The 21,139-nt window shown below is 74.2% G+C and carries 20 protein-coding genes; 10 read left to right on the forward strand and 10 right to left on the reverse strand.

All coding sequences use genetic code 11. The features are described 5' to 3' along the window. Window positions 1–17 precede the first annotated feature (17 nt). The 5 genes from HK417_RS06070 to HK417_RS06090 all read right to left on the reverse strand — a co-directional run bounded on the left by HK417_RS06070 (window position 18) and on the right by HK417_RS06090 (window position 3,966). Window positions 18–197 carry a hypothetical protein gene (locus tag HK417_RS06070; protein WP_222264394.1) on the reverse strand — a complete coding sequence of 60 codons (180 nt, stop codon included), beginning with the start codon at window positions 195–197 and terminating at the stop codon, window positions 18–20. Window positions 198–432: 235 nt separating this feature from the next. Continuing rightward, a complete protein-coding gene (locus HK417_RS06075) occupies window positions 433–837 on the reverse strand; it encodes a universal stress protein (RefSeq protein ID WP_222264396.1) in 405 nt (134 codons plus the stop codon). Then, window positions 834–2,348: a tripartite tricarboxylate transporter permease gene (locus HK417_RS06080; RefSeq protein ID WP_222264398.1), complete on the reverse strand. Its 1,515-nt coding sequence runs from the start codon at window positions 2,346–2,348 to the stop codon at window positions 834–836. Before HK417_RS06080 ends, HK417_RS06075 begins: the two co-directional genes overlap by 4 nt. Window positions 2,349–2,356: 8 nt before the next feature. Then, entirely contained in the window at window positions 2,357–2,956 is a 600-nt protein-coding gene (locus tag HK417_RS06085; protein WP_222264401.1) for a tripartite tricarboxylate transporter TctB family protein, read from the reverse strand. After that, complete coding sequence (locus HK417_RS06090; RefSeq protein ID WP_222264403.1) at window positions 2,953–3,966, reverse strand: Bug family tripartite tricarboxylate transporter substrate binding protein; 1,014 nt, start codon at window positions 3,964–3,966, stop codon at window positions 2,953–2,955. The genes HK417_RS06085 and HK417_RS06090 overlap by 4 nt, the downstream gene beginning before the upstream one ends. A 142-nt stretch (window positions 3,967–4,108) precedes the next feature. Between HK417_RS06090 and HK417_RS06095 the strand changes: the two genes are divergently transcribed. The 9 genes from HK417_RS06095 (at window position 4,109) to HK417_RS06135 (ending at window position 14,987) form a co-directional block, all read left to right on the forward strand. After that, complete coding sequence (locus HK417_RS06095) at window positions 4,109–5,002, forward strand: LysR family transcriptional regulator (protein ID WP_222264405.1); 894 nt, start codon at window positions 4,109–4,111, stop codon at window positions 5,000–5,002. A gap of 132 nt (window positions 5,003–5,134) precedes the next feature. Further along, window positions 5,135–6,049, forward strand: a complete 915-nt coding sequence (kdgD, locus tag HK417_RS06100; RefSeq protein ID WP_222264407.1) for a 5-dehydro-4-deoxyglucarate dehydratase — start codon at window positions 5,135–5,137, stop codon at window positions 6,047–6,049. A 28-nt stretch (window positions 6,050–6,077) separates the two neighbouring features. After that, window positions 6,078–7,409 (forward strand): enolase C-terminal domain-like protein, encoded by a 1,332-nt coding sequence (locus HK417_RS06105; RefSeq protein ID WP_222264409.1) that lies wholly within the window; start codon window positions 6,078–6,080, stop codon window positions 7,407–7,409. 15 nt (window positions 7,410–7,424) lie between these two features. Continuing rightward, window positions 7,425–8,597, forward strand: coding sequence for an L-talarate/galactarate dehydratase (locus HK417_RS06110; RefSeq protein ID WP_222264411.1), 1,173 nt, complete (start codon window positions 7,425–7,427; stop codon window positions 8,595–8,597). Window positions 8,598–8,635: 38 nt separating this feature from the next. Further along, entirely contained in the window at window positions 8,636–10,165 is a 1,530-nt protein-coding gene (locus tag HK417_RS06115; protein ID WP_222264413.1) for an aldehyde dehydrogenase (NADP(+)), read from the forward strand. Then, a complete protein-coding gene (locus HK417_RS06120) occupies window positions 10,162–11,028 on the forward strand; it encodes an ATP-grasp domain-containing protein (RefSeq protein WP_222264415.1) in 867 nt (288 codons plus the stop codon). The genes HK417_RS06115 and HK417_RS06120 overlap by 4 nt, the downstream gene beginning before the upstream one ends. Next, complete coding sequence (locus HK417_RS06125; RefSeq protein WP_222264417.1) at window positions 11,025–11,954, forward strand: AEC family transporter; 930 nt, start codon at window positions 11,025–11,027, stop codon at window positions 11,952–11,954. The genes HK417_RS06120 and HK417_RS06125 overlap by 4 nt, the downstream gene beginning before the upstream one ends. Before the next feature lie 106 nt (window positions 11,955–12,060). After that, the gene (gene mqo, locus HK417_RS06130) at window positions 12,061–13,560 is read left to right on the forward strand and encodes a malate dehydrogenase (quinone) (RefSeq protein WP_308123405.1); all 1,500 of its coding nucleotides are present in this window, start codon (window positions 12,061–12,063) and stop codon (window positions 13,558–13,560) included. After that, window positions 13,557–14,987 carry an FAD-binding oxidoreductase gene (locus HK417_RS06135; RefSeq protein WP_222264419.1) on the forward strand — a complete coding sequence of 477 codons (1,431 nt, stop codon included), beginning with the start codon at window positions 13,557–13,559 and terminating at the stop codon, window positions 14,985–14,987. Before mqo ends, HK417_RS06135 begins: the two co-directional genes overlap by 4 nt. Window positions 14,988–15,013: 26 nt before the next feature. Here the strand turns inward: HK417_RS06135 and HK417_RS06140 are convergent, their stop codons facing one another. From HK417_RS06140 to HK417_RS06150, 3 genes are read right to left on the reverse strand one after another with little or no spacing between them, the layout of a single operon-like run. Then, complete coding sequence (locus tag HK417_RS06140) at window positions 15,014–16,852, reverse strand: potassium channel family protein (RefSeq protein WP_308123406.1); 1,839 nt, start codon at window positions 16,850–16,852, stop codon at window positions 15,014–15,016. A gap of 6 nt (window positions 16,853–16,858) precedes the next feature. After that, window positions 16,859–17,245 (reverse strand): DUF6394 family protein, encoded by a 387-nt coding sequence (locus tag HK417_RS06145; RefSeq protein ID WP_222264421.1) that lies wholly within the window; start codon window positions 17,243–17,245, stop codon window positions 16,859–16,861. Next, the gene (locus tag HK417_RS06150; RefSeq protein WP_222264423.1) at window positions 17,242–18,168 is read right to left on the reverse strand and encodes a helix-turn-helix domain-containing protein; all 927 of its coding nucleotides are present in this window, start codon (window positions 18,166–18,168) and stop codon (window positions 17,242–17,244) included. The genes HK417_RS06145 and HK417_RS06150 overlap by 4 nt, the downstream gene beginning before the upstream one ends. 37 nt (window positions 18,169–18,205) lie before the next feature. Between HK417_RS06150 and HK417_RS06155 the strand changes: the two genes are divergently transcribed. Continuing rightward, window positions 18,206–18,757 (forward strand): TIGR03086 family metal-binding protein, encoded by a 552-nt coding sequence (locus tag HK417_RS06155; RefSeq protein WP_222264425.1) that lies wholly within the window; start codon window positions 18,206–18,208, stop codon window positions 18,755–18,757. A 33-nt stretch (window positions 18,758–18,790) separates the two neighbouring features. Here the strand turns inward: HK417_RS06155 and HK417_RS06160 are convergent, their stop codons facing one another. Both HK417_RS06160 and HK417_RS06165 read right to left on the reverse strand, forming a co-directional pair. Next, window positions 18,791–19,648 carry an NAD-dependent epimerase/dehydratase family protein gene (locus HK417_RS06160; RefSeq protein WP_222264427.1) on the reverse strand — a complete coding sequence of 286 codons (858 nt, stop codon included), beginning with the start codon at window positions 19,646–19,648 and terminating at the stop codon, window positions 18,791–18,793. Between the two features lie 80 nt (window positions 19,649–19,728). Next, window positions 19,729–21,072, reverse strand: coding sequence for a M20 family metallopeptidase (locus tag HK417_RS06165; protein WP_222264428.1), 1,344 nt, complete (start codon window positions 21,070–21,072; stop codon window positions 19,729–19,731). Window positions 21,073–21,139 lie beyond the last annotated feature (67 nt).

The raw sequence follows: 21,139 nt of genomic DNA on the forward strand, positions 1-21,139 counted from the left end.
TCCTGGGTGCCGCGGCGTCAGCTCGCCGCGAGCGGTTCGGGAACGACCTCGTCCCGGTGGGCGGGGAGCGCGGCGCCGACCGCGCCGATGTGCTCCGGTGCCACGCCGGGCGAGATCAGGGTGAGCGTCGCGGTCCGGTGCCGGCGCACCCGCGGCAGGTCGACGTCCTCAACGCCCGGTCGTGCGTACAGCGGCATCTGCGACCCCGTCCTCCCCCGTGAAGGGACACCATGCGCGGCCGGCTCGTCCCGGGACGGGGGCGGGGGACCGCGCAGCCCGCGACGGTCACCGTTGGTAACGGGAGCGCCACGGACATGGTCGCAGTCTGTCGGGTGGGCTCCCGCAGTGCCAGTCAGGACGACGACCGCCCGGCGCCGAGGACTCTCGGTGCCGGGCGGTCGGGGTCGGGCGGTCAGGGTCGGGGCGGCCGGCTCAGGAGGCGCCCGGGCGGGGCTTGACCGAGAGCACCGGGCGGTCGGCGTCCAGCAGGATCCGCTGGGCGCTGCTGCCCAGCAGCAGCTTGCCGACCGGGGAGCGCCGGCGCAGCCCGATGACGATGAGCGAGGCGTCGTGCTCCTCGGCCGCGCGCAGGACCGTGTCGGCGAGGTCGCCGGAGTGCGGGCTCTGCTCCACGCGGAGCCCGACGCCGGCGGCCTGTGCTTCTCCGGACAGCCGGTCCACGAGCTCGGGCGGGGCGACGTCGGCGCTGACCGGGGCGCCGCCGCGCGGGGAGTTGAGGACCAGCAGGTCCTCGCCGCGCAGCCGGGCCTCCGTCAGGCCGGCGGCGAAGGCCGCCTCGCCCTCGGGGGTGGGGACGAAACCGACGAGGACGGTCACACGAGCTCCCTGGTGTCGGGGCGGGCGACGGCGCGGCGGCGGGCCCGCGCGCCCTGGAGGACGGGCAGGGCCGCCACGAGGATGAAGACGACGAGCAGCACCCCGGAGATGGGACGGGTGAAGAAGCCGGTCACGTCGCCGTCGAAGATCAGCAGCGAGCGGCGCAGCGAGTCCTCCAGCAGCGAGCCCAGGACGAACGCGAGGACCAGCGGGCCGGGGTCGAAGCCCAGCTTCTTCATCAGGTAGCCGAGGGCGCCGAAGACGATGACCAGCACGATGTCGAAGACGTCGTTGTTCACCGTGTAGACCCCGACCAGGGTGATCAGGACGGTGATCGGCGCCAGGACCGTGGCGCGCACCCGCAGGATCCGCACGAACAGGCCGACCAGCGGGATGCTCATGATCAGCAACAGGATGTTGCCGATGTACATGGAGTTGACCACGCCCCAGAACAGCTCCGGCTCCTGGGACACCAGCTGCGGGCCGGGGCTCACGCCCTGGATGAGCAGCGCGCCGAAGATGACCGCCATCGTGGCGTTGGCCGGGATGCCGAGGGTCAGCAGCGGGATGAACGACGACGTCGCCGCCGCGTTGTTTGCCGTCTCCGGCGCCGCGACGCCCTCGACGGCGCCCTGCCCGAACCGCTCGGGGTGCTTGGACCGGCGCTTCTCCAGGGCGTAGGCGGCCAGGGAGGACAGCGTGGCCCCACCGCCGGGGAGGATGCCGAGGACGAACCCGAGCACCGAGCCGCGGCCGATGGCCCCGGCGGACTGCCGCAGGTCCGCCCGCGACGGCCACACGTTGGCCACCGTGGCCGGTGCCTGCACGGCGCGGTGCCGTTCCTCCAGGTTGTAGAGGATCTCGCCGAGCCCGAAGAGCCCCATCGCGATCGGCACGAAGTCCAGGCCGTCGGCGAGCGACAGGTTGCTGAAGGTGAACCGCTCGGCGCCGGTGAAGCCGTCCCGCCCGACGGTGGCCAGCAACAGGCCGACGCACGCGGCGATGACGGCCTTGAGCCGGTCACCGCTGCTGACGGTCGAGACGAGCAGGATGCCCAGCAGCGCCAGGGCGGTGTACTCCGGCGGACCGAAGTCCAGCGCGAAGCTCGCCACGATCGGCGCCAGCAGCGACAGCGCGATGATCGAGACGGTGCCGCCGATGAACGACCCGATGGCGGCGATGCCCAGCGCGGTACCGGCCTTGCCCTGCCGGGCGAGGGCGTGGCCGTCGAAGACGGTGACCACCGAGGAGGCCTCGCCGGGCAGGCGCAGCAGCACCGACGTGATCGTGCCGCCGTACTGGGCGCCGTAGAAGATGCCGGCCAGCATGATGATCGCGGTGACCGGCTCGATGCCGAAGGTGAGCGGCAGCAGGATCGCGATGGTGGCCGCCGGCCCGAGGCCGGGCAGCACGCCGATCAGCATGCCGATGACGACGCCGATCAGGCAGTAGAGCAGGTTGGTCGGTTCCAGGACGACGCCGAAGCCGTCGATGACCGGGGTCAGGTCCACGGGGTCTCCTAGAACAGGTGGGGGATGGGCACGGACAGCGCGGCGACGAAGATGACGTAGAAGGCGGCCACCACGCCGAGGCTGACCACGATCGAGGTGCGCCAGCCCTCGCCGCCGAGGAAGCGCAGCCAGACGAAGGAGAGCAGCGCCGCCGGGATCTCGAAGCCGATGACCTCGATGACCAGCACGAACACGACCATGGTCGCCAGGCCGGCGAGCACCAGCCAGCTCGTGCGGGTGAACCGCTCGGCGTCCGAGGTCTTCCGGGCGACGGCGATCAGCCCGATCCCCAGGACCACGACCAGGATGCTGACCAGCAGCGGCCAGGTGCCCGAGTCGGGGACCCGGGCGGAGCCGAGGCCGAGCCGGCCGGACCCGATGAGGGCGGCGATGCCCAGTAGGACCACGGCGGCCGCGATGACGACGTTGGCGACCGGTCCGGCGGCCGGCGGGCGGCCCTCGTGCTCGGCCGCCTCCACCGCGTGCACGGCCTCCTCGAGGTCGTGGATCGTCGCGGGCACGCTGTCCGCTGCGGCGGGGGCCGCCCCGGCGGCCGCCTGGCCGCCGGGGCTCCCCGCCCGATGCGCTCCGCCGGGGGGAGTGGTCACTCCGCTCCGCCCAGGTCGATGCCGTACTCCTCCACGACGCTGCGGTAGGAGTCGAGGTTGGAGGTCCACTGCTCGCGCAGCTCGTCGCCGGACACCTCGTTGGGGGTCAGCTGGTTGTCCTCGTTGAACTGCTGGTACTCGGGGGAGTCGAACGCGGCCTGGAAGGCAGCCTGGAGCCGGTCGAGGACCTCCTGGGGCGTGCCCGAGGGGGCGAAGACCGCGCGGGACTGCTGGACCGGGACGTCGTAGCCCGCCTCCACCGCGGTGGGGGTGTCGGGCAGGTAGGACGGCCGCTCCTCGGCGAAGGTGACGATCGGGGTCAGCTCCCCGGCCTCGATCTGCTCGATGGCCTCGCCGAGCTGGATGGACCCGACGTCCACCTGGCCGCCGAGCACGGCGGTCAGCGTGGGGGAGCCGCCGTCGAACGGGACCGCGGTCGCGTCGATGCCGGACTGCGCGAAGAGCAGCTCCTGCGACAGCTGGCTGCCGGTGCCGACGCCCGTGGTGCCGAAGGTGATCGGCCGGCCGGCGTTCTTCAGGTCGTCGACGGTCGCGAAGCCGGAGGACGGCGCGGTCACGAGCACGTAGTCGTCCTGGGAGACCCCGGTGACGATCTCGTAGTCGGCGATGTCGATCGCCTCGTCCTCGGGCACGGCGAGCGGGGTGATGTAGCCCAGGCTGCCGTTGAAGACCATCAGGGTGTGGCCGTCGGGGTCCTGACCGGCCAGTTCCTGCGCGGCCAGTGCACCGTTGGCGCCCGGCTTGTTCTCCACGGTCACCGGGACGCCCAGGTCCTCAGAGGCCGCGTCGGCGAGCGCGCGGGCGATCAGGTCGGTGCTGCCGCCGGGGTCCTGGCCGACGTAGATGGTGACCGGGTCGCCGCCGGGGAAGTCCTCGGCCGCGGCGTCCGAGCCGCCGCCGACGTTGCCCCCGCAGGCCGCGGTCGAGAGGGCCAGGGTGATCCCGAGGCCGGTCAGCACCCAACGGCGCGTGCCGGAGTTCCTGGTCATGTCGTTCTCTCCTTCGAGAAGCCGGCCGCCCGGCGAGGTGATCCTGTGAATGGCGTCACGCCAGGCGTGGACGGGGCGAGCCTAGGAAGGGGCCGTCATGCCTGTCCAAATCCGATGTGGCATAGGTTGATACCTTGGCGGCATGAATTTCACGCTGGAGCAGCTGCGGGGCTTCGTGGCCGTCGCCGACGAGCTGCACTTCGGCCGGGCCGCCGCCCGGCTGAAGATGACCCAACCCCCACTGAGCCGCCAGATCCAAAAGCTGGAGCGCGCCGTGGGGGCCCAGCTGCTGGAGCGGGACAACCGGCGGGTGGCCCTCACCGCGGCCGGCCAGGTGTTCCTCGCCGAGGCCCGGCGGCTGCTGGCGCTGGCCGAGGCGGCCCTGGAGCAGGCCCGCCGGGTGTCGGCCGGCTCCAGTGGCGTGGTGCGGATCGGGTTCACCGCCGCCTCGACGTACGGCATCCTCGGCCGGCTGCTCAACGAGCTCGCCCGCGAGCTGCCCGACGTGTCCGTCGACCTCGCCGAGATGGTGACCCGCGAGCAGGTCGCCGGGCTGGCCAACGAGGAGATCGACCTGGGGCTGGCCCGCCCGCCCTTCGACCGGGAGACGTTCGGCTCGCGTCTGCTGCACCGGGAGTCGCTGCTCGTGGCCGCGCCGGCCGGGCACCCCCTCCTCGCCCTCGACCGGGACGTGATCGCCGCCGACCTGGCCGGCGAGCCGGTGGTCATGCACTCACCCACCCGGGCGCGGTACTTCTACGACCTGGTGGCCGGGGCCGTGCCCATCGCGCACCAGAACACCGTCCACACGGTGAGCCAGGTGCTGACGATGCTCTGGCTGGTGGCCGCCGGGCGCGGCATCGCCTTCGTGCCCGCGTCCGCCGCGCGGCTGCCGATCGAGGGGGTCGGCTTCGTCCGGCTGGCGACCCCGGTGCCCGAGCCGGTCGAGCTGCACCTGCTGTGGGCGCGCGAGTCGCCCAACCCGGCGCTGTGGCGGGTGCTCCAGGTGCTGGAGGGCGTCGACGTCGACGACTGATGCTCGCCGGGCATCGAGTCATGCGCAAACGAACCTGGACAGGCATCGTCAACTGTTCCTACGGTGACGACGACCACCCCGTCCCGCGCATCCCCTCCGCGGCACGGACCCGTCGAACAAGGACATGCCGCCGTGACGCTGCTCCCCCCGGACGAACTCGCCGACCGCCTCAAGTCCGGTCTGCTCTCCTTCCCGGTGACCCACTTCGATGCCGACCTCCAGTTCGACGAGCCCCGCTACCGCGAGCACCTGGCCTGGCAGTCGAGCTTCGACGTCGCCGGCCTGTTCGCCGCCGGTGGCACCGGTGAGGGCTTCTCGCTGACCCCCGCGGAGATCGACCGGGTCGTGCGGGTGGCCGTCGACGAGGTGGCCGGCAAGGTGCCGGTGCTCGCCCCGGCCACCGGCGGCACCGCCGTCTCGATCGAGCAGGCCAAGGCCGCCCAGGACGCCGGGGCCACCGGCCTCCTGCTGTTCCCGCCGTACCTCACCGAGGCCAGCCAGGAGGGCCTCGTCGAGCACATCAGCGCGGTTTGCCGCGCCACCGACCTCGGCGTCATCGTCTACAGCCGGGCCAACGCCGTCCTCACCGACGTCACCGTCGCCGCGGTCGCCGAGCGCAACCCGAACCTGATCGGCCTCAAGGACGGCGTCGGGGACATCGAGCAGATGACCCGCACCTACGCCCGGGTCGGCGACCGGCTCATCTACGTCGGTGGCCTGCCGACGGCGGAGACCTTCGCGCTGCCGCTCCTGCAGCTCGGCGTGAGCACCTACTCCTCGGCGCTGTACAACTTCCTGCCCGAGTTCGCGCTCCGCTTCTACGCCGCCGTCCGCGCCCAGGACCGCACCGCGGTCTACGCCATGCTCAACGACTTCGTCCTCCCGTACCTGGACATCCGGGACCGGGAGCGTGGGTACGCGGTCTCCATCGTCAAGGCCGGGCTCACCGCCGTGGGCCGCGACGGCGGCCGGGTGCGCCCGCCGCTCACCGACCTGGACGACGCCGAGCTCGCCGACCTGACCGCACTGGTCCAGAAGATCTCCTGACCGGCCCACGAGGAAGCAGAGGACGGCGATGAGCAGCCGCACACCCACCGTGGCCCGCGTCGAGGCGGTCCCCGTAGCCGGGCACGACAGCATGCTGCTGAACCTCAGCGGTGCGCACGCGCCGTTCTTCACCCGCAACATCGCGATCGTGACCGACAGCGAGGGGCGGGTCGGCGTCGGCGAGGTGCCCGGCGGTGAGGCCATCCGGCGCACGATCGAGGACGCCGGCGCGCTGCTGACCGGCCAGCCGATCGCCTCCTACGCCCGGCTGCTGCGGTCGGTGACGACCACGTTCGCCGACCGCGACGCCGGCGGGCGCGGGCTGCAGACCTTCGACCTGCGCACCACCGTGCACGCGGTGACCGCCCTCGAGTCGGCGCTGCTGGACCTGCTCGGCCAGCACCTGGGCGTGCCGGTCGCCGAGCTGCTCGGGGACGGGCAGCAGCGCGACGCCGTGCCGATGCTCGGCTACCTCTTCTACGTGGGGGACCGGCGGGCGACCGACCTGCCCTACGTCGCCGAGGAGCAGCCGGCCGACGACTGGGAGCGGCTGCGCCGCGAGCCGGCCCTCACGCCGGCGGCGGTGGTCGCCCTCGCCGAGGCGGCGCGGGCGCGCTACGGGTTCTCGGACTTCAAGCTCAAGGGCGGCGTGCTGCCCGGCGAGCAGGAGGTGGCCGCAGTCCGGGCGCTGGCGGAGCGGTTCCCCGACGCCCGGATCACGCTGGACCCCAACGGCGGCTGGCTGCTCGCCGACGCGGTGGGGCTGTGCCGCGACCTGCACGGCGTGCTGGCCTACGCGGAGGACCCGGTCGGCGCGGAGGGCGTGTTCTCCGGGCGCGAGACCATGGCGGAGTTCCGGCGGGCCACGGGGCTGCCGACGGCGACGAACATGATCGCGACCGACTGGCGGCAGATGGCCCACGCCGTCCGTGCCGACGCGGTCGACATCCCGCTGGCCGACCCGCACTTCTGGACCATGCGCGGCTCGGTCCGGGTCGCCCAGCTGTGCGCGGACTTCGGGCTCACCTGGGGCTCGCACTCGAACAACCACTTCGACGTGTCCCTGGCGATGTTCACCCACGTGGGCGCCGCCGCGCCGGGGCAGATCACCGCTCTGGACACGCACTGGATCTGGCAGGACGGGCAGGCACTGACGCGCGAGCCGCTGCAGATCCGGAACGGCCAGATCGCCGTCCCGACCGCTCCCGGGCTGGGCGTCGAGCTGGACCGGGACGCCGTGGCCGCGGCGCACGAGCTCTACCTCGAGCACGGCCTCGGCGCCCGGGACGACGCGATCGCCATGCAGTACCTGGTCCCCGGCTGGACCTTCGACCCCAAGCGCCCCTGCCTCGTCCGCTGACCCCTTGGAGCAACCATGACCACGACGTCCCCGGCCGCCCCCCTGACGACGGCCCCGGCGGTGCTCGACCGGATCGAGTCGGTGACGCTCTCCTCGGTCACGCTGCCGCTGCCCAACCCGATCAGCGACGCCAAGGTCTTCACCGGCCGCCAGCGCCCGATGACCGAGGTCGCGTTCCTGTTCGCCGAGATCCGGACCGAGGGCGGGTTCGAGGGCTTCGGCTTCGGCTACTCCAAGCGGGCCGGCGGGCCGGCCCAGTTCGCCCACGCCCGGGAGATCGCCGGCGACCTCATCGGCGAGGACCCGAACGACATCGCCCGGCTGTGGACCAAGCTCGTCTGGGCGGGGGCCTCGGTCGGCCGCAGCGGCGCCTCGACCCAGGCGATCGCCGCCATGGACGTCGCCCTGTGGGACCTCAAGGCCAAGCGCGCCGGCCTGCCGCTGGCCAAGCTGCTGGGCGCCCACCGCGACTCGGTGCGCTGCTACAACACCTCCGGCGGGTTCCTGCACGAGTCGGTCGAGCAGGTCAAGGACAACGCCACCCGCACGCTGGAGAGCGGCGTCGGCGGCATCAAGATCAAGCTCGGGCTGCCGGACTCGGCCGAGGACCTCCGCCGGGTGCGTGCCGTGCGCGAGCACCTCGGCGACGGCGTGCCCTTCATGGTCGACGCCAACCAGCAGTGGGACCGGCCCACGGCCATGCGGGTCAGCCGCCGGCTGGAGGAGTTCGACCTGGTCTGGATCGAGGAGCCGCTGGACGCCTACGACGCGGAGGGGCACGCGCAGCTGGCCCGCTCGCTGGACACCGCCGTGGCCACCGGCGAGATGCTGACCAGCGTCGCCGAGCACTACGAGCTGATCCGCCAGGGCGCAGTGGACATCATCCAGCCCGACGCCCCGCGGATCGGCGGCATCACCCAGTTCCTCAAGCTGGCCGCGCTGGCCGACCACGCGAACCTGCAGCTGGCGCCGCACTTCGCGATGGAGATCCACGTGCACCTGGCCGCGGCCTACCCGCACGAGCCCTGGGTCGAGCACTTCGACTGGCTGTACCCGCTGTTCAATGAGCGGCTGGAGACGCGCGACGGCCGGATGCACCTCTCCGACCGCCCCGGGCTCGGGGTCACCCCCAGCGACCAGCTGCGGGCCTGGACCGTCGACACGGTCACCATCGGCGCGTCCCGCTGAGCGTCCCGACCCCCCTACGCACCCCTGGAGGAGCACACATGGCGAGCAACCGCCCCGGCGAAGTCGTGAGCATCGACCCTCGAAGCGGTGAGGTGGCCGAGGTCGTCGCCCCGGAGACGACCACCGAGGAGGTCGCCCGGCTCTGCGAGGCCGCGCTGGCCGCCGCCCCTGCGCTGGAGGGCATGGGCCGCCAGGGGCGCGCCGCGCTGCTGCGCGCGCTCGCCGACGCGCTGGAGGCCCGCCGGGAGGACGTCGTCGCGGTGGCCGACCGGGAGACGGCGCTGGGCACCACCCGGCTCAACGGCGAGCTGAACCGCACCAGCTACCAGCTGCGGCTCTTCGCCGAGGTGCTGGAGGAGGGCAGCTACCTCGAGGCGACGATCGACCACCCCGGGGACACCCCGATGGGCCCGCGCCCGGACCTGCGCCGGATGCTCGTGCCGCTGGGCCCGGTGGCCGTGTTCGGGTCCAGCAACTTCCCGCTGGCGTTCTCGGTGCCGGGCGGGGACACCGCCTCCGCGCTGGCCGCCGGCTGCCCGGTGGTGCTGAAGGCGCACAGCTCCCACCCGGCCACCTCGCGGCTGGTCTTCGACGTGCTGGTCGAGGCGGCGCGGAAGGCGGGTGCGCCCGAGGGCACGCTCGGCATCGTCTTCGGCCAGCGGGCCGGTGGCGCGCTGGTGGCCCACCCGGCGATCCGGGCGGCCGGGTTCACCGGGTCGGTGGGCGGCGGGCGCGCGCTGCTGCAGATCATCGAGCAGCGGCCGGACCCGATCCCGTTCTTCGGCGAGCTGAGCAGCCTCAACCCGGTCGTGGTCACCCCGTCGGCGGCCGCCGAGCGCGGTGAGCAGATCGGCCGCGAGCTGGTCGGCTCCTTCACGCTCGGGGCCGGGCAGTTCTGCACCAAGCCGGGCCTGGTCCTCGTGCCGGCCGGGACCGAGGGCGACGCCGTCGTCGACGCGATGGCCGAGGCGGTGCGGGGCAGCAGCCCGCAGGTGCTGCTCAACAAGGGCATCGCCGCGTCCTACGACCGCATCGCCGGTGGGCTCGCCGACGCCCCGGGCGTCGAGGTCGTCGCCCGGGGGGAGGACGCCGACGGCCCCGGCTTCACCGCGGTGCCGCAGCTGCTGTCCACCACGGCCGCAGAGCTGCCGGCCGAGGTGACCGAGGAGTGCTTCGGCCCGGTCAGCGTGGTGGCCCGCTACGACGGCGAGCGCGAGCTGTTCGGTGCGCTGGACGCCATGCCCTCGTCGCTCACCGCCACCGTGCTCCGCGGCACGGAGGAGACCGACCTGCCGCTGGCGGTGTCCCAGCAGCTGCGGACCCGGGCCGGCCGGCTGGTCTACGACGCCTACCCGACCGGTGTCGCGGTCTCCTGGGCCCAGCACCACGGCGGCCCCTGGCCCTCCACCAACTCCCAGCACACCTCCGTGGGCACCAGCGCGATCCGCCGCTTCCTGCGCCCGGTGACCTGGCAGGGGGCTCCGCAGGAGGTGCTGCCCGAGGAGCTCACCGACGGCTACACCGCCATCCCGCGGCGCATCGACGGGGTGCTGGAGCTGCCCCGGTGAGTTCGCGGGTCGCCCTGGTCAGCTCCGAGCGGGGACTCCGCGTCGACCCGGACCTGCCGATCGCCGCGTCGGCGCTGCGGCAGGCCGGGCTCGCCACGGATCTGGCCCGCTGGGACGACCCGGGTGTGGACTGGGCCGGCTACGACCTCGCCGTCGTGCGGTCGACTTGGGACTACGCCTGGCGGCTGCCGGATTTCCTCGGCTGGGCCGCGTCGGTGCCCCGACTGCGCAACTCCGCGGAGCTGCTCCGCTGGAACACCGACAAGACCTACCTGCGCGACCTGGCCCGGGCCGGGCTGCCGGTGGTGCCGACGGTCTGGGACCTGACCGACGCCGGGCAGCTGCCCGACGCGCCGGAGTGGGTGGTCAAGCCGTCGGTGTCCGCCGGCTCCCGGGACACCGCGCGGTGGGACGACCCCGCGGCCGCCCTCGCCCACGTCGCGGAGCTGACCGCGGCGGGCCGGACGGCGATGCTGCAGCCCTACCTCGCCGAGGTCGACACCGCGGGTGAGACGGCGATGCTCTTCCTCGGTGGCCGCTTCTCGCACGCTGTGCGCAAGGGGCCGCTGCTCCGGCGCGGGGAGGGCGTGCGGCAGGACCGCGACAGCCGCGGGGACCTGCGGGCGGTCGAGCCGACGGCCGCGCAGCGCGAGGTGGCGCAGGCGGTGCTCGACGCCGTCCCCGCCCTGGTCCCCGGTGCGGCCGCGCCGCTGTACGCCCGGATCGACCTGGTGCCCGGCCCGGCCGGCCGGCCGGTGCTGCTCGAGCTCGAGCTCGCCGAGCCGAGCCTGTTCCTGCCGCAGGCACCGGCGGGCGCGGTGGCCCGGCTGGTCCGGTCGGTGGGGGACGCGATCGCCGCGTGAACGCCGTGCTGGGGGGCTTCGTCACCCTCGTCGCGGTCATCGTCGTCGGCTGGGCCTTCGGCCGCGCCGGCGTCCTGGGCGGCGAGGCGGCGACGGTGCTGTCCCGGCTGTCGTTCTACGTCGCCACCCCGGCGCTGCTGATGCTCACCCTCGCCGACGCGGACCCGGCGGTGCTGTTCTCCGCCGGGTTGCTCGGGACGGCGGGCAGCGCCGTGCTGTGCGCGCTGCTGTTCGCCGGCCTGGCCCGCTGGCGCTGGCGGCTGGGCCCGGCCGAGCTCACCACCGGGGCGCTGGCCTCCTCCTACGTCAACGCCGGCAACCTGGGCGTGCCGATCGCGGTGTACGTGCTCGGCGACGCGTCCTACGTCGCGCCGGTGCTGCTGTTCCAGGTGCTGGTGATGGCGCCCGTCGGCCTGGCCGTGCTCGCCGGCTCCCCCGGACGGGGTGCCGCTGTGCCGTCCCGCTGGGGGCTGCTCAGCCAGCCGCTGCGGACACCCGTGGTCATCGGCTGCGCGATCGGGCTGCTGCTGGCGGCGGCCGGGTGGCAGCTGCCGGCGCTGGTGCGGCAGCCGGTCGAGCTCATCGCGGACGTCGCGGTGCCCGCGGCGCTGCTCGCCTACGGCGTCAGCCTGCACGGGGCGCCGCGACCCGCGTCCGGGGAGGGCGCCCGGCAGGTCTGGCTCGCCGTCGTCCTCAAGACCCTGGTCCAGCCCGGACTGGCGTACGCGCTCGGCCGGTGGGGGGCCGGGCTGGACGGGGTGGCGCTGCTCGCGGTCACCGTCACCTCGGCGCTGCCGACGGCGCAGAACGTCTTCGTCTACGCGACCTCCTACGGCCGCCGCACGGAGGTGGTGCGCGACGTCGTGCTGCTCAGCACGGTGCTCTCGGTGCCGGCGCTGGCCGGGATCGCCCTGCTGATGGGCTGACCGGCAGGTCCCCGCGGGCATCACGTCATGCCGCGGCGGTCTTGGACAGGCATCGCCCGCCGTCCCTAGCCTGACCGGGGTCCCGAGCGCACGAGGAGGTGCCCGAGTGGCGGACGCCGACGTGCAGGACGTCGTCCTGGTCGGAGCGGGCGTCATGAGCGCCACCCTCGGGGTGCTCCTCGGCCAGCTGCAGCCGGACTGGCGGGTCACCGTCGTCGAGCGGCTCGGCGAGGCGGGGCTGGAGAGCTCGGGGGCCTGGAACAACGCCGGCACCGGCCACGCCGGGCTGTGCGAGTTCAACTACACGCCCCGCCGGCCGGACGGCTCGGTCGACGTCGCCAGCGCGGTGCGGATCGGTGAGCAGTTCCTCACCTCGCTGTGCTTCTGGGCGCGGCTGGTCGAGCAGGGGCTGGTCGGGGCCCCGGAGGAGTTCATCCGCTCGGTGCCGCACATGGGGCTCGGCCGCGGCGCGGACGGCGTGGCCTACCTGCGCGCCCGCTTCGAGGGACTGCGCGACCACCCGCTCTTCGCCGACCTGGAGTACTGCGACGACCGGGCGGTGCTGGCCCGCTGGCTGCCCCTGGTGTTCGACGGGCGGGACGCCGGTAAGCCGGTCGCGGCCACCCGCTCGCAGGCCGGCACCGACGTCGACTTCGGCGTGCTGACCCGGGCGCTGCTGGACGCGATGCGGCAGCAGGGCGCCGCCGTGCACCTCCGGCACGAGGTGCGCTCGCTGCGCCGGCGCGGCGGGCTGTGGCACGTCGACGCCCGCGATCGGGACACCGGCCGGCGGCGCCCGCTGCGCGCCCGGTTCGTCTTCGTGGGGGCCGGCGGCGGGACGCTCCCGCTGCTGCAGTCCGCCCGGGTGCCGGAGATCCGCAGCTCGGCCGTCTTCCCGATCAGCGGTCAGTTCCTGCGCACCTCGCGGCCCGCGCTGGTCGCCGGCCACCGCGCGAAGCTCTACGGCCACGCCGCCCCGGGGGCGCCGCCGATCTCCGTACCGCACCTGGACCGGCGGGTGGTGGCGGGGGAGGAGCACCTGCTGTTCGGCCCCTTCGCCGCGTTCTCCCCGCGGTTCCTCACCCAGGGCCGGCTCACCGACCTGGCCCGGTCCATCCGCCCGGGCAACCTGCCGACCCTGCTGGCCACCGCCCGGGACAACCGGTCGCTGATGGCCTACCTGGTCCGCCAGGTCACCCAGTCCGACGCCGCCCGGCTCGCCGAGCTCCGCCGGTTCGTGCCCACCGCCCGCGCCGAGGACTGGGAGCTGGTCAGTGCCGGCCAGCGCGTGCAGCTGCTGAAGACCGCCGACGGCCGCGGCACGATGGTCGGCTTCGGCACGGAGGTCCTGGTCTCCGCCGGCGGCTCGCTGGCCGCCCTGCTGGGTGCCTCACCCGGGGCGTCGACCGCGGCCGCGGTGATGCTGGACGTGCTCGCGGCCTGCTTCCCCGACCGCGGCGCGGACTGGGCCCCGCGGCTGGCGGAGCTGGCCCCGCCTACCGCCGTGGTGCGGGCACTGGACCCCGCCGACCTGACGGCCACCGTCGCGCGCGCCCGGCGGGTGCTGGGCCTGACGCCGGTCACCACCCGGAGGGGGAACGCATGAGCGCCACCGTCGCCGACCTCGTGGCCGGGCTGCGGGAGGTGGTCGGGTCGGCGGGCCTGGTCACCGACGCGGACCAGATGGCCGGCTACCTCACCGACTGGCGGGGCGCCTACCGCGGCGCCGCGGCGGTCGTCGTCCGGCCCGGCAGCACCGAGGAGGTGGCCGAGGTCATCCGGCGCTGCGCCGCCGCGGGCGTCGCAGTGGTCCCGCAGGGCGGCAACACCGGACTGTGCGGCGGGTCGATCCCCGACACCTCCGGGCGGCAGGTGGTCCTCTCGCTGACCCGCCTGCGCCGGGTGCGGGACCTCGACCCGGCCGACCAGACGATCACCGTCGAGGCCGGTGTGGTGCTCCGCGCCGTGCAGGAGGCCGCCGCTGCGGCGGGCCTGCTGTTCCCCCTGTCGCTGGGGTCGGAGGGCAGCTGCACCATCGGCGGCAACCTGGCCACCAACGCCGGCGGCACCGCCGTCCTCCGCTACGGCACGATGCGCGACCTCACCCTGGGCCTGGAGGTGGTGCTGCCCGACGGGCGGGTCTGGCACGGGCTGCGGGGGCTGCGCAAGGACAACACGGGCTACGACCTCAAGCAGCTGTTCCTGGGCTCGGAGGGCACCCTCGGGATCGTCACCGCGGCCGTGCTGAAGCTGTTCCCAGCCGTGCGCACCCGGGCCACCGCGTGGGTCGGGCTGCCCGGCCCGCAGGCCGCCGTCGACCTGATCGGCGTGGTGCGCGAGCTGGCCGGTGACCGGCTCACCGCGTTCGAGGTGATGTCCCGGCAGAGCCTCGAGCTGGTCCTGGCGCACGCGTCCGGGGTCCGGGACCCGCTGGCCGGGCCGCACCCCTGGTACGCGCTGGTCGAGCTGTCCGACACCCTGCCGATGGCCCCGCTGGACGAGGTGCTGGAGACCGCGCTCGGTGCCGCGTTCGAGCGGGAGATGGTGACCGACGCCGTCGTCGGGTCCGGATCGGCGCAGGTGGCCGCCCTGTGGGCGCTGCGGGAAGGCATCTCGGAGGCGCAGGAGCCCGAGGGCCCCAGCCTCAAGCACGACGTCACCGTGCCGATCGGCAGCATCCCGGCTTTCGTGGCGCAGACCGACGGGGCGCTGGAGGCCGCCCTGGCGGGCGTGCGGATCGTGTCCTACGGGCACGTCGGTGACGGCAACCTGCACTACAACCTGAGCAAGCCGGTGGGCGCGGACGACGACGCGTTCCGTTCCCGCGGCGCGGAGCTCAGCCGGGTCGTCTACGACTCCACCGCCTCCTTCGGCGGCAGCATCAGCGCCGAGCACGGTCTCGGCCGGGCCAAGCGCGACCTGATCGCCGACTACAAGGACCCGCTGGACATCGAGCTGATGCGCGGGCTCAAGCAGCTCTTCGACCCGGCCGGCCTGATGAACCCGGGCGCGGTGCTCCCCGAGCCTCCCTGAGCGCCGCTGGTCGGCGGGCCGCGGGGTCAGCGGTCCGCGGGCTCGGCGGTCCGCTCGTCGGCCGTCGTCCCGACGGTCTTACCGGCGGGGGTGAGCTTGCGCCAGATCCAGCTGGAGGGGACCCGGCGGCCGGTGACGACGTACTCGCGGACGGCGTCCACCTCCAGCACGATCTCCAGCGCCCGGCGGGCGGCGCCCCAGCCGGCCAGCAGCAGCTCGTCGCCGACCGCGAGCACGAAGTCGGGCTCCGGGGCGACGGTGGCCTCGTCGCCGCGCAGCACCAGCAGCACCACCGCGTGCAACGGCTGCTCCCGGTCCTCGGGGTTGCGCATGAGGTCACCGAGGGTGGCCTGGCCGGAGCCGAGCCAGCCGGGGAGGGCCGGTGCCTCCTCCGGCGTCAGCCGTACCTTCCACAGCGAGTCCAGGTGCTCGCCGCACAGGGCGCAGAGCCGCTCGATGAGCTCGGCCGCCCAAGCGTCGCCCTGGGCCGGCATCTCCCGCAGGAACCGCCACAGCAGCGGGGTGGCCAGCTGCGCGTACACCTCGTGCGCGACGACCTCGGTCGGCACCAGCAGGGCGTCGACCTCCATGGCGGCGAACAGCGGCGCGTTCGCCGCCTGGTTCTGCCGGGCGCCGATGAACAGCGACGGGTTGCCCCGCCGCGCCGCGGCGACCAGCGAGAGGTTGGTGGTGTCGTTGTCCGTGCCGGCCACGAAGCCGACGGACCGGACGAGGTCCACCTGCCGCAGCACGTCCGGCTCCGCGGGGTCGCCCACGACGAGGTCGTCGTCCTCGTCGCCGGCGGCCCGCGGCTCGACGACGGTCACCTCCAGCCCCTCGGCGCGGAGGTCGGCGGTCAGCTCCCGGCCGAGCCGCCCGTACCCGCAGACCACCCAGTGCCCGGTCCGCGGTGGCGATCCCCGCTCCGGCAGCTCGGCCCCGGGCCCGCTCTCCAGCCAGGTCAGCAGCTGGTAGGAGGCCGGGGCCCGCAACGCCAGCCGCAGGTGGTCGCCGAAGCGGTCGAACGGGTTCACCGTGCTCGGGCCGCCGAACGCCCGCATCCGCTCCTCCAGCGCCCGGGACGTGACCCGGGCGATGACGGGCAGCTCGGGGCGCAGCAGCGCGGCGGCCATGACCACCGCGAGGTTGGCCTCCTCGTCGTTGGTGAGCGCGACGACGGCCTCGCACGACGGGTGGTCCAGCCCGGCGACGGCGAGGTGCCCGGGGTCCCGGGCGTCCGCGGGCAGGCCGGGCACGTCGGCGTGGTAGGAGTCCAGCTCGAGCGCGTCGATCCGCTCTGGGTCCCCGTCCAGGACGACGAACTGGCGGCCCAGCGCGTCGAGTGAGTGCCCGAGCAGCTCGCCGGTCCGGCCGTAGCCGGCGATGAGCACGAACGGCTCACGCAGCCGGGCGACCTTGCGGGTGAAGTGCTGCAGGGCCAGCGCCTGGCGGAACGCCCGGTCCTGCAGCAGGGACAGCAGCGAGCCGATCGCGTAGGCCCAGCCGACCACGGTCAGGTAGATCGAGATCGTCACCCACATCCGCTGGTTGTACGTGAACGGGTGGGGGATCTCGCCGAAGCCGATCGTCGAGGCGGTGTAGCTCATGATGTAGAACGCGTCGAAGAAGCCCATCTGCCACGGCCGTCCCTCGGCGTCCTGGCCCGGGATGAGCGTCAGCCCCAGGACGCTGATCGCGAAGATCCCGATCAGCACGATCAGCGGCGCGCGCATGCGCCGCATCACCAGGAAGATCGCCGCGGACGCCTGCGCGGCGGAGCTGGCCGCGACCCGGCGGGCCGCCCGGCGGTGCCACCGGTCGTCCCGCCCGGCCTGACCTCCGCCGACCGCGTGTGGAGTCCTCACGCTCAGTCACCTCCGGTGGAAGGACACCGTCTCCACGACCAGCAGCACGACCGAGACCAGGTTGGCCAGCAGCGCGCCTCCGGAGAGGGAGACAACGCTCGCCGTCCAGCCCGCGGTCATGCCGGCGGAGGAGACGTACACGGCGTAGCCGTACATCAGCGCCGCGCCGATCAGCTGCAGGTCCGCGACCAGGCTGGTGGCCAGGTGCACCGCCCCGATCTGCGTGCGGTCCCCGAACTTCAGCACCGTCGCGATGAGGCTGACGATGACGGCGCCGAAGAGCTCGTACTGGTTGTGCAGCACCGGGTCGTCGATGTCCCCGATGAAGAAGCCGAAGTTCAGCGTGGCGGCGAGCAGGACGAAGAACCCGAAGACCACCTTCTCCAGGTTCATCCGGCCCTCCCCGCCCGCCCGTTCTCCGCGGTGCCCGCATCGTCCTGGTCCCGGCCGCCCACCGCCACCCGCAACGCCTCCGCGGGGGCGCGATGGCGGGCGGCGAACCGGCCCGGGGTCATCGCGGTGACCCGGGAGAAGTCCCGGGCAAAGTGCGCCTGGTCGGCGTAGCCGAGCACCGCGGCGGTCTCCGCGAGCGCGGCCTCGTCGGTGCGCAGCCGCACCGCGGCCTCCTGCAGCCGACGGCGCTGGATCAGCCACTTGGGAGTGAGGCCCAACCGGCGGTGCACCAGCCGCTGCAACGCGCGCTCGGAGAGCCCGAAGGCGTCGCAGACCTGCCCGACCCGGGTCACCTCGGAGTCCTCCTCGACGAACGCCACCACCCGGTCCACCAGCTCGCCCTCCGGATCGACCGGGAGGAAGGGGCGCAGGGCCGCGTCGAAGGCGGCCATCGCGGCCGCGTGGGCGGTCTCGGCGTGCGGATCGCCGGCCATCGCCGTCCGCACCCGGTCCACCAGCAGGTCGCCGGCGCCGCCGAGCACTGCGGCCAGGTCGACGTGCCGGTCGGTGTGCCGGGCCACCGGGACGCCGGCCAGCAGCGCGCCCGCGGCCGGCGTGCACATCACCCCGGCGGCCCAGCCGTCGCCGGTCAGCGCGGTCGTCGACAGGCCGGTGGTGACGCCGTAGAAGCGGGCGTAGTCCGACGCCACCACCAGCAGGCAGACGGGGTACTGAAGGACCCGCTGCACGGCCTCCTGCCCGGGCGGCACCGACCACACCGGGATCCAGAACCGCTGCACCAGGCCGGCCAGGTCCGGCACCGGGTCGTACCGGTACATCACGTGCGAGGCGTCCCCGGGCTCCTTGAGGTGGGCGCGCTCGACGAGGTCCGGTCGGGACGGCGGCTTGCTGTCGGCTTTCATCAAGACGCAGCCTGCCGCATCCGGCCAGGCTGCGGGCATGTCGAACGCCACCGCCACCTCCTACGAGGCAGCCGATCGCTCCCTGTCTACCGTCCTGGCCGCCGTTCCCGCCGACGCCTGGTCCCGGCCGTCGCCGTGCGAGGGCTGGTCCGCGCGCGACGTCGTCCGGCACCTGGTCGACACCCAGCGCGACCTCCTCACCGGGCACGGTCTGGACCTCGGTCCCGCGCCGGACGTCGACGCTGACCCCGCCGGGGCCTGGCGGCAGCACGCCGGGCGGGTGGCCGCGGTGATCGCCGACGACGAGGTCGCCGAGCGCGGCTACGAGGGCTTCTTCGGCCCCACCACGATCGGCGCCACGCTGGAGCAGTTCTACGTCTGGGACATGGTCGTGCACCGGTGGGACGTCGCCCGGGCCACCGGCCAGGACGCCCGCCTCACCGACGCCGAGCTGGACCGGGTCGCTGCGGGGGCGGACAGCTTCGGGGAGGCCCTGTACATGGACGGCATCTGCCGCCCCGGGGTCACCCCACCGTCGGGTGCGGACCGGGCGACCCAGGTGCTGGCCCGGCTGGGCCGGGCGGCCTGACCGCCGGACAGCGCCGCGCCGACCGCCCCGCGGTCAGCCGGTGGCGTCCCGCCAGGAGTGCGCGGGCTCGTACCCGAGCACCCGGCGGGCCTTGTCGATCGACAGCAGCGTCTCGTGCTCGCCGACCTCCCGGGTGAAGGGGACGCCGGGGAGCACCTCGGCCGCCAGCTCCCGGGTCGGGCGGGACATCACCGTGTCGGCGTTGGCGATGACGAACACGTCCGCGCCGACGGCGTCGTGGTCGAGCGCGCGGCGCACCGCCTGGGCGCCGTCCCGGGCGTCGATGTAGCTCCACAGGTTCCACTTGCGCAGCTGCGGGTCGGCGTCGAAGCCGGGGAACGCGGCGTACTCCTCGGGCAGCATCACGTTGCTGAACCGCAGCCCGGTCATCGACAGGTCCGGGTGCCAGCGGCACAGCTGCCGGGCCAGCTCCTCCTCCAGCGTCTTGACCAGCGAGTAGGTGCTGTTCGGCCGGGGCGGGTACTCCTCGTCGACCGGCAGGTAGGGCGGCGGCTCGTCGAAGGGCAGCCCGAGCACCGTCTCGCTCGACGCCCAGACGATCTTCCGGACGCCGGCCCGCAGCGCCGCCGAGTAGACGTTGTACGAGGCGGTCACGTTGTTGGCGAACGTCGCTGCGTTCGGTATCAGCCCCGGAGCCGGCACCGCGGCCAGGTGCACCAGCGCGTCCACCCCGTCGTGCCGGTCGTCGATGCCGCTCAGCGCCTCGACCGCCTGCCCGAAGTCGGTGAGGTCGACGACGGTGGAGACCACGTCGCGCCGGGGCGAGGGCACCCGGTCCAGGGCGACGACGTCCCGTCCGTGCTCGAGCAGGTGGTCGACCACCACCCGGCCGAGCTTGCCGCTGCTGCCGGTCACCGCCACGCGCGCCACGCGCCCTCCTGACTCCGTCGGGATCCGCCGGGTCACCCTCTCGCGACCCGGCACGCACCGCAGGCCGGCGGGCGTGCCGGTCAGGCGAGCAGTCCGGCCACGTCGAGCACGCCACCCTCCGCGTCGAACTCCGCGCGCACGGCGGCGACCAGCTCGGGGTCGGCCAGCACGTCCAGTGCGGTCAGCGACAGGCCCACCGCGCCGTCCAGCACCGCCCGGTCGCCGGCCGGCGACGCGGCGGCCGTGGCGAACCCGGTGGTGTGCATCGACGTGTCCGGGTCGGCGATGGCGATCATGGGGTGGATCGAGGGCACTCGCACGCTGACGTTGCCCAGGTCGGTGGAGCCGGCCAGCGAGGCGGGGGTGACCCCGGGCGGCAGGGCGGTGCGGCCGCGTCGCTCCTGGTGCCGGGTCCAGCGGGCGGCGAGCTCGAGGTTGGCCCGGATCGGCAGGTAGGCGGGCAGCTCGTCCCAGTGCAGCTCGTAGCCGCAGCCGGTCATCGCGGCGGCCGCCACCGCGATCGCCTCCATCCGGCGGGACAGGTCGGCCAGCGTCTCCGGCGTCGCGGAGCGCACGTAGTAGAGGGCCTCGGCGGTCTCGGGCACCACGTTGGGCCGCTGCCCGCCGTCGGTGATGATCCCGTGCACCCGGTCGGTGTCCGGGACGTGCTGGCGCAGCATGGCGACGCCCGAGTAGCAGGCGACCACCGCGTCGAGGGCGTTGCGGCCCATGAAGGGCTGGGCCGAGGCGTGCGCGGCGATCCCGGTGTAGGTGATCCGCAGCTGGCGGCGGCCCAGGAACGGCTGCACCGCGGCGTCGTAGCTGAACGGGTGCAGCATCACCACCGCGTCGACGCCGTCGAAGGCGCCGTCCCGGGCCATCAGCTCCTTGCCGGCGCCGCCCTCCTCGGCGGGAGTGCCGAATAGCACCGCCGTCCCCCCGACGTCCCCGGCGGCCAGCGCGGCGGACAGGCCGAGGAAGGCGCCCACCGCCGAGGAGCAGATGACGTTGTGCCCGCAGCCGTGGCCGATGCCCGGCAGCGCGTCGTACTCGGCGAGCACCGCCACGGTCGGGCCGTTCCCGGAGCCGGTCGTCGCGCGCAGGGCCGTCTCCAGGCCGTGCACCCCCACCTGCGCCGCGATCCCGTGCCGGGCCAGCAGGTCGGCGACGGCGCGGGCCGACCGGTGCTCCTCGTAGCCCTCCTCCGGGTGCGCGTGCAGGTCGTGGCTCAGCCCCAGCAGGTCCTCCGCGGCCGCCTCCACCACCTGCTCCACCCGGGCGAGCAGCTCCTCGGGGGCGCCGGCGTGCGACGAGGTCAGCGGCTCGGCGGTGGCGGCGGCCCGGTCCGTGGCCGCCCGCAGCTGCTGCAGGTGCGCGGTGTCGGCGGGCTGCGGTCGGCGGGGGTCGGGAGCGGCGTCGGTCATGGGCCGTGTCTACCGAATGGGATCGGGCGCCGCAGACCCGCCGGGAAGGGGTGCGGGCCAGGCCGCG

This window comes from Modestobacter marinus (genome assembly GCF_019799945.1).
Classification (GTDB): Bacteria; Actinomycetota; Actinomycetes; order Mycobacteriales; family Geodermatophilaceae; genus Modestobacter; species Modestobacter marinus_B.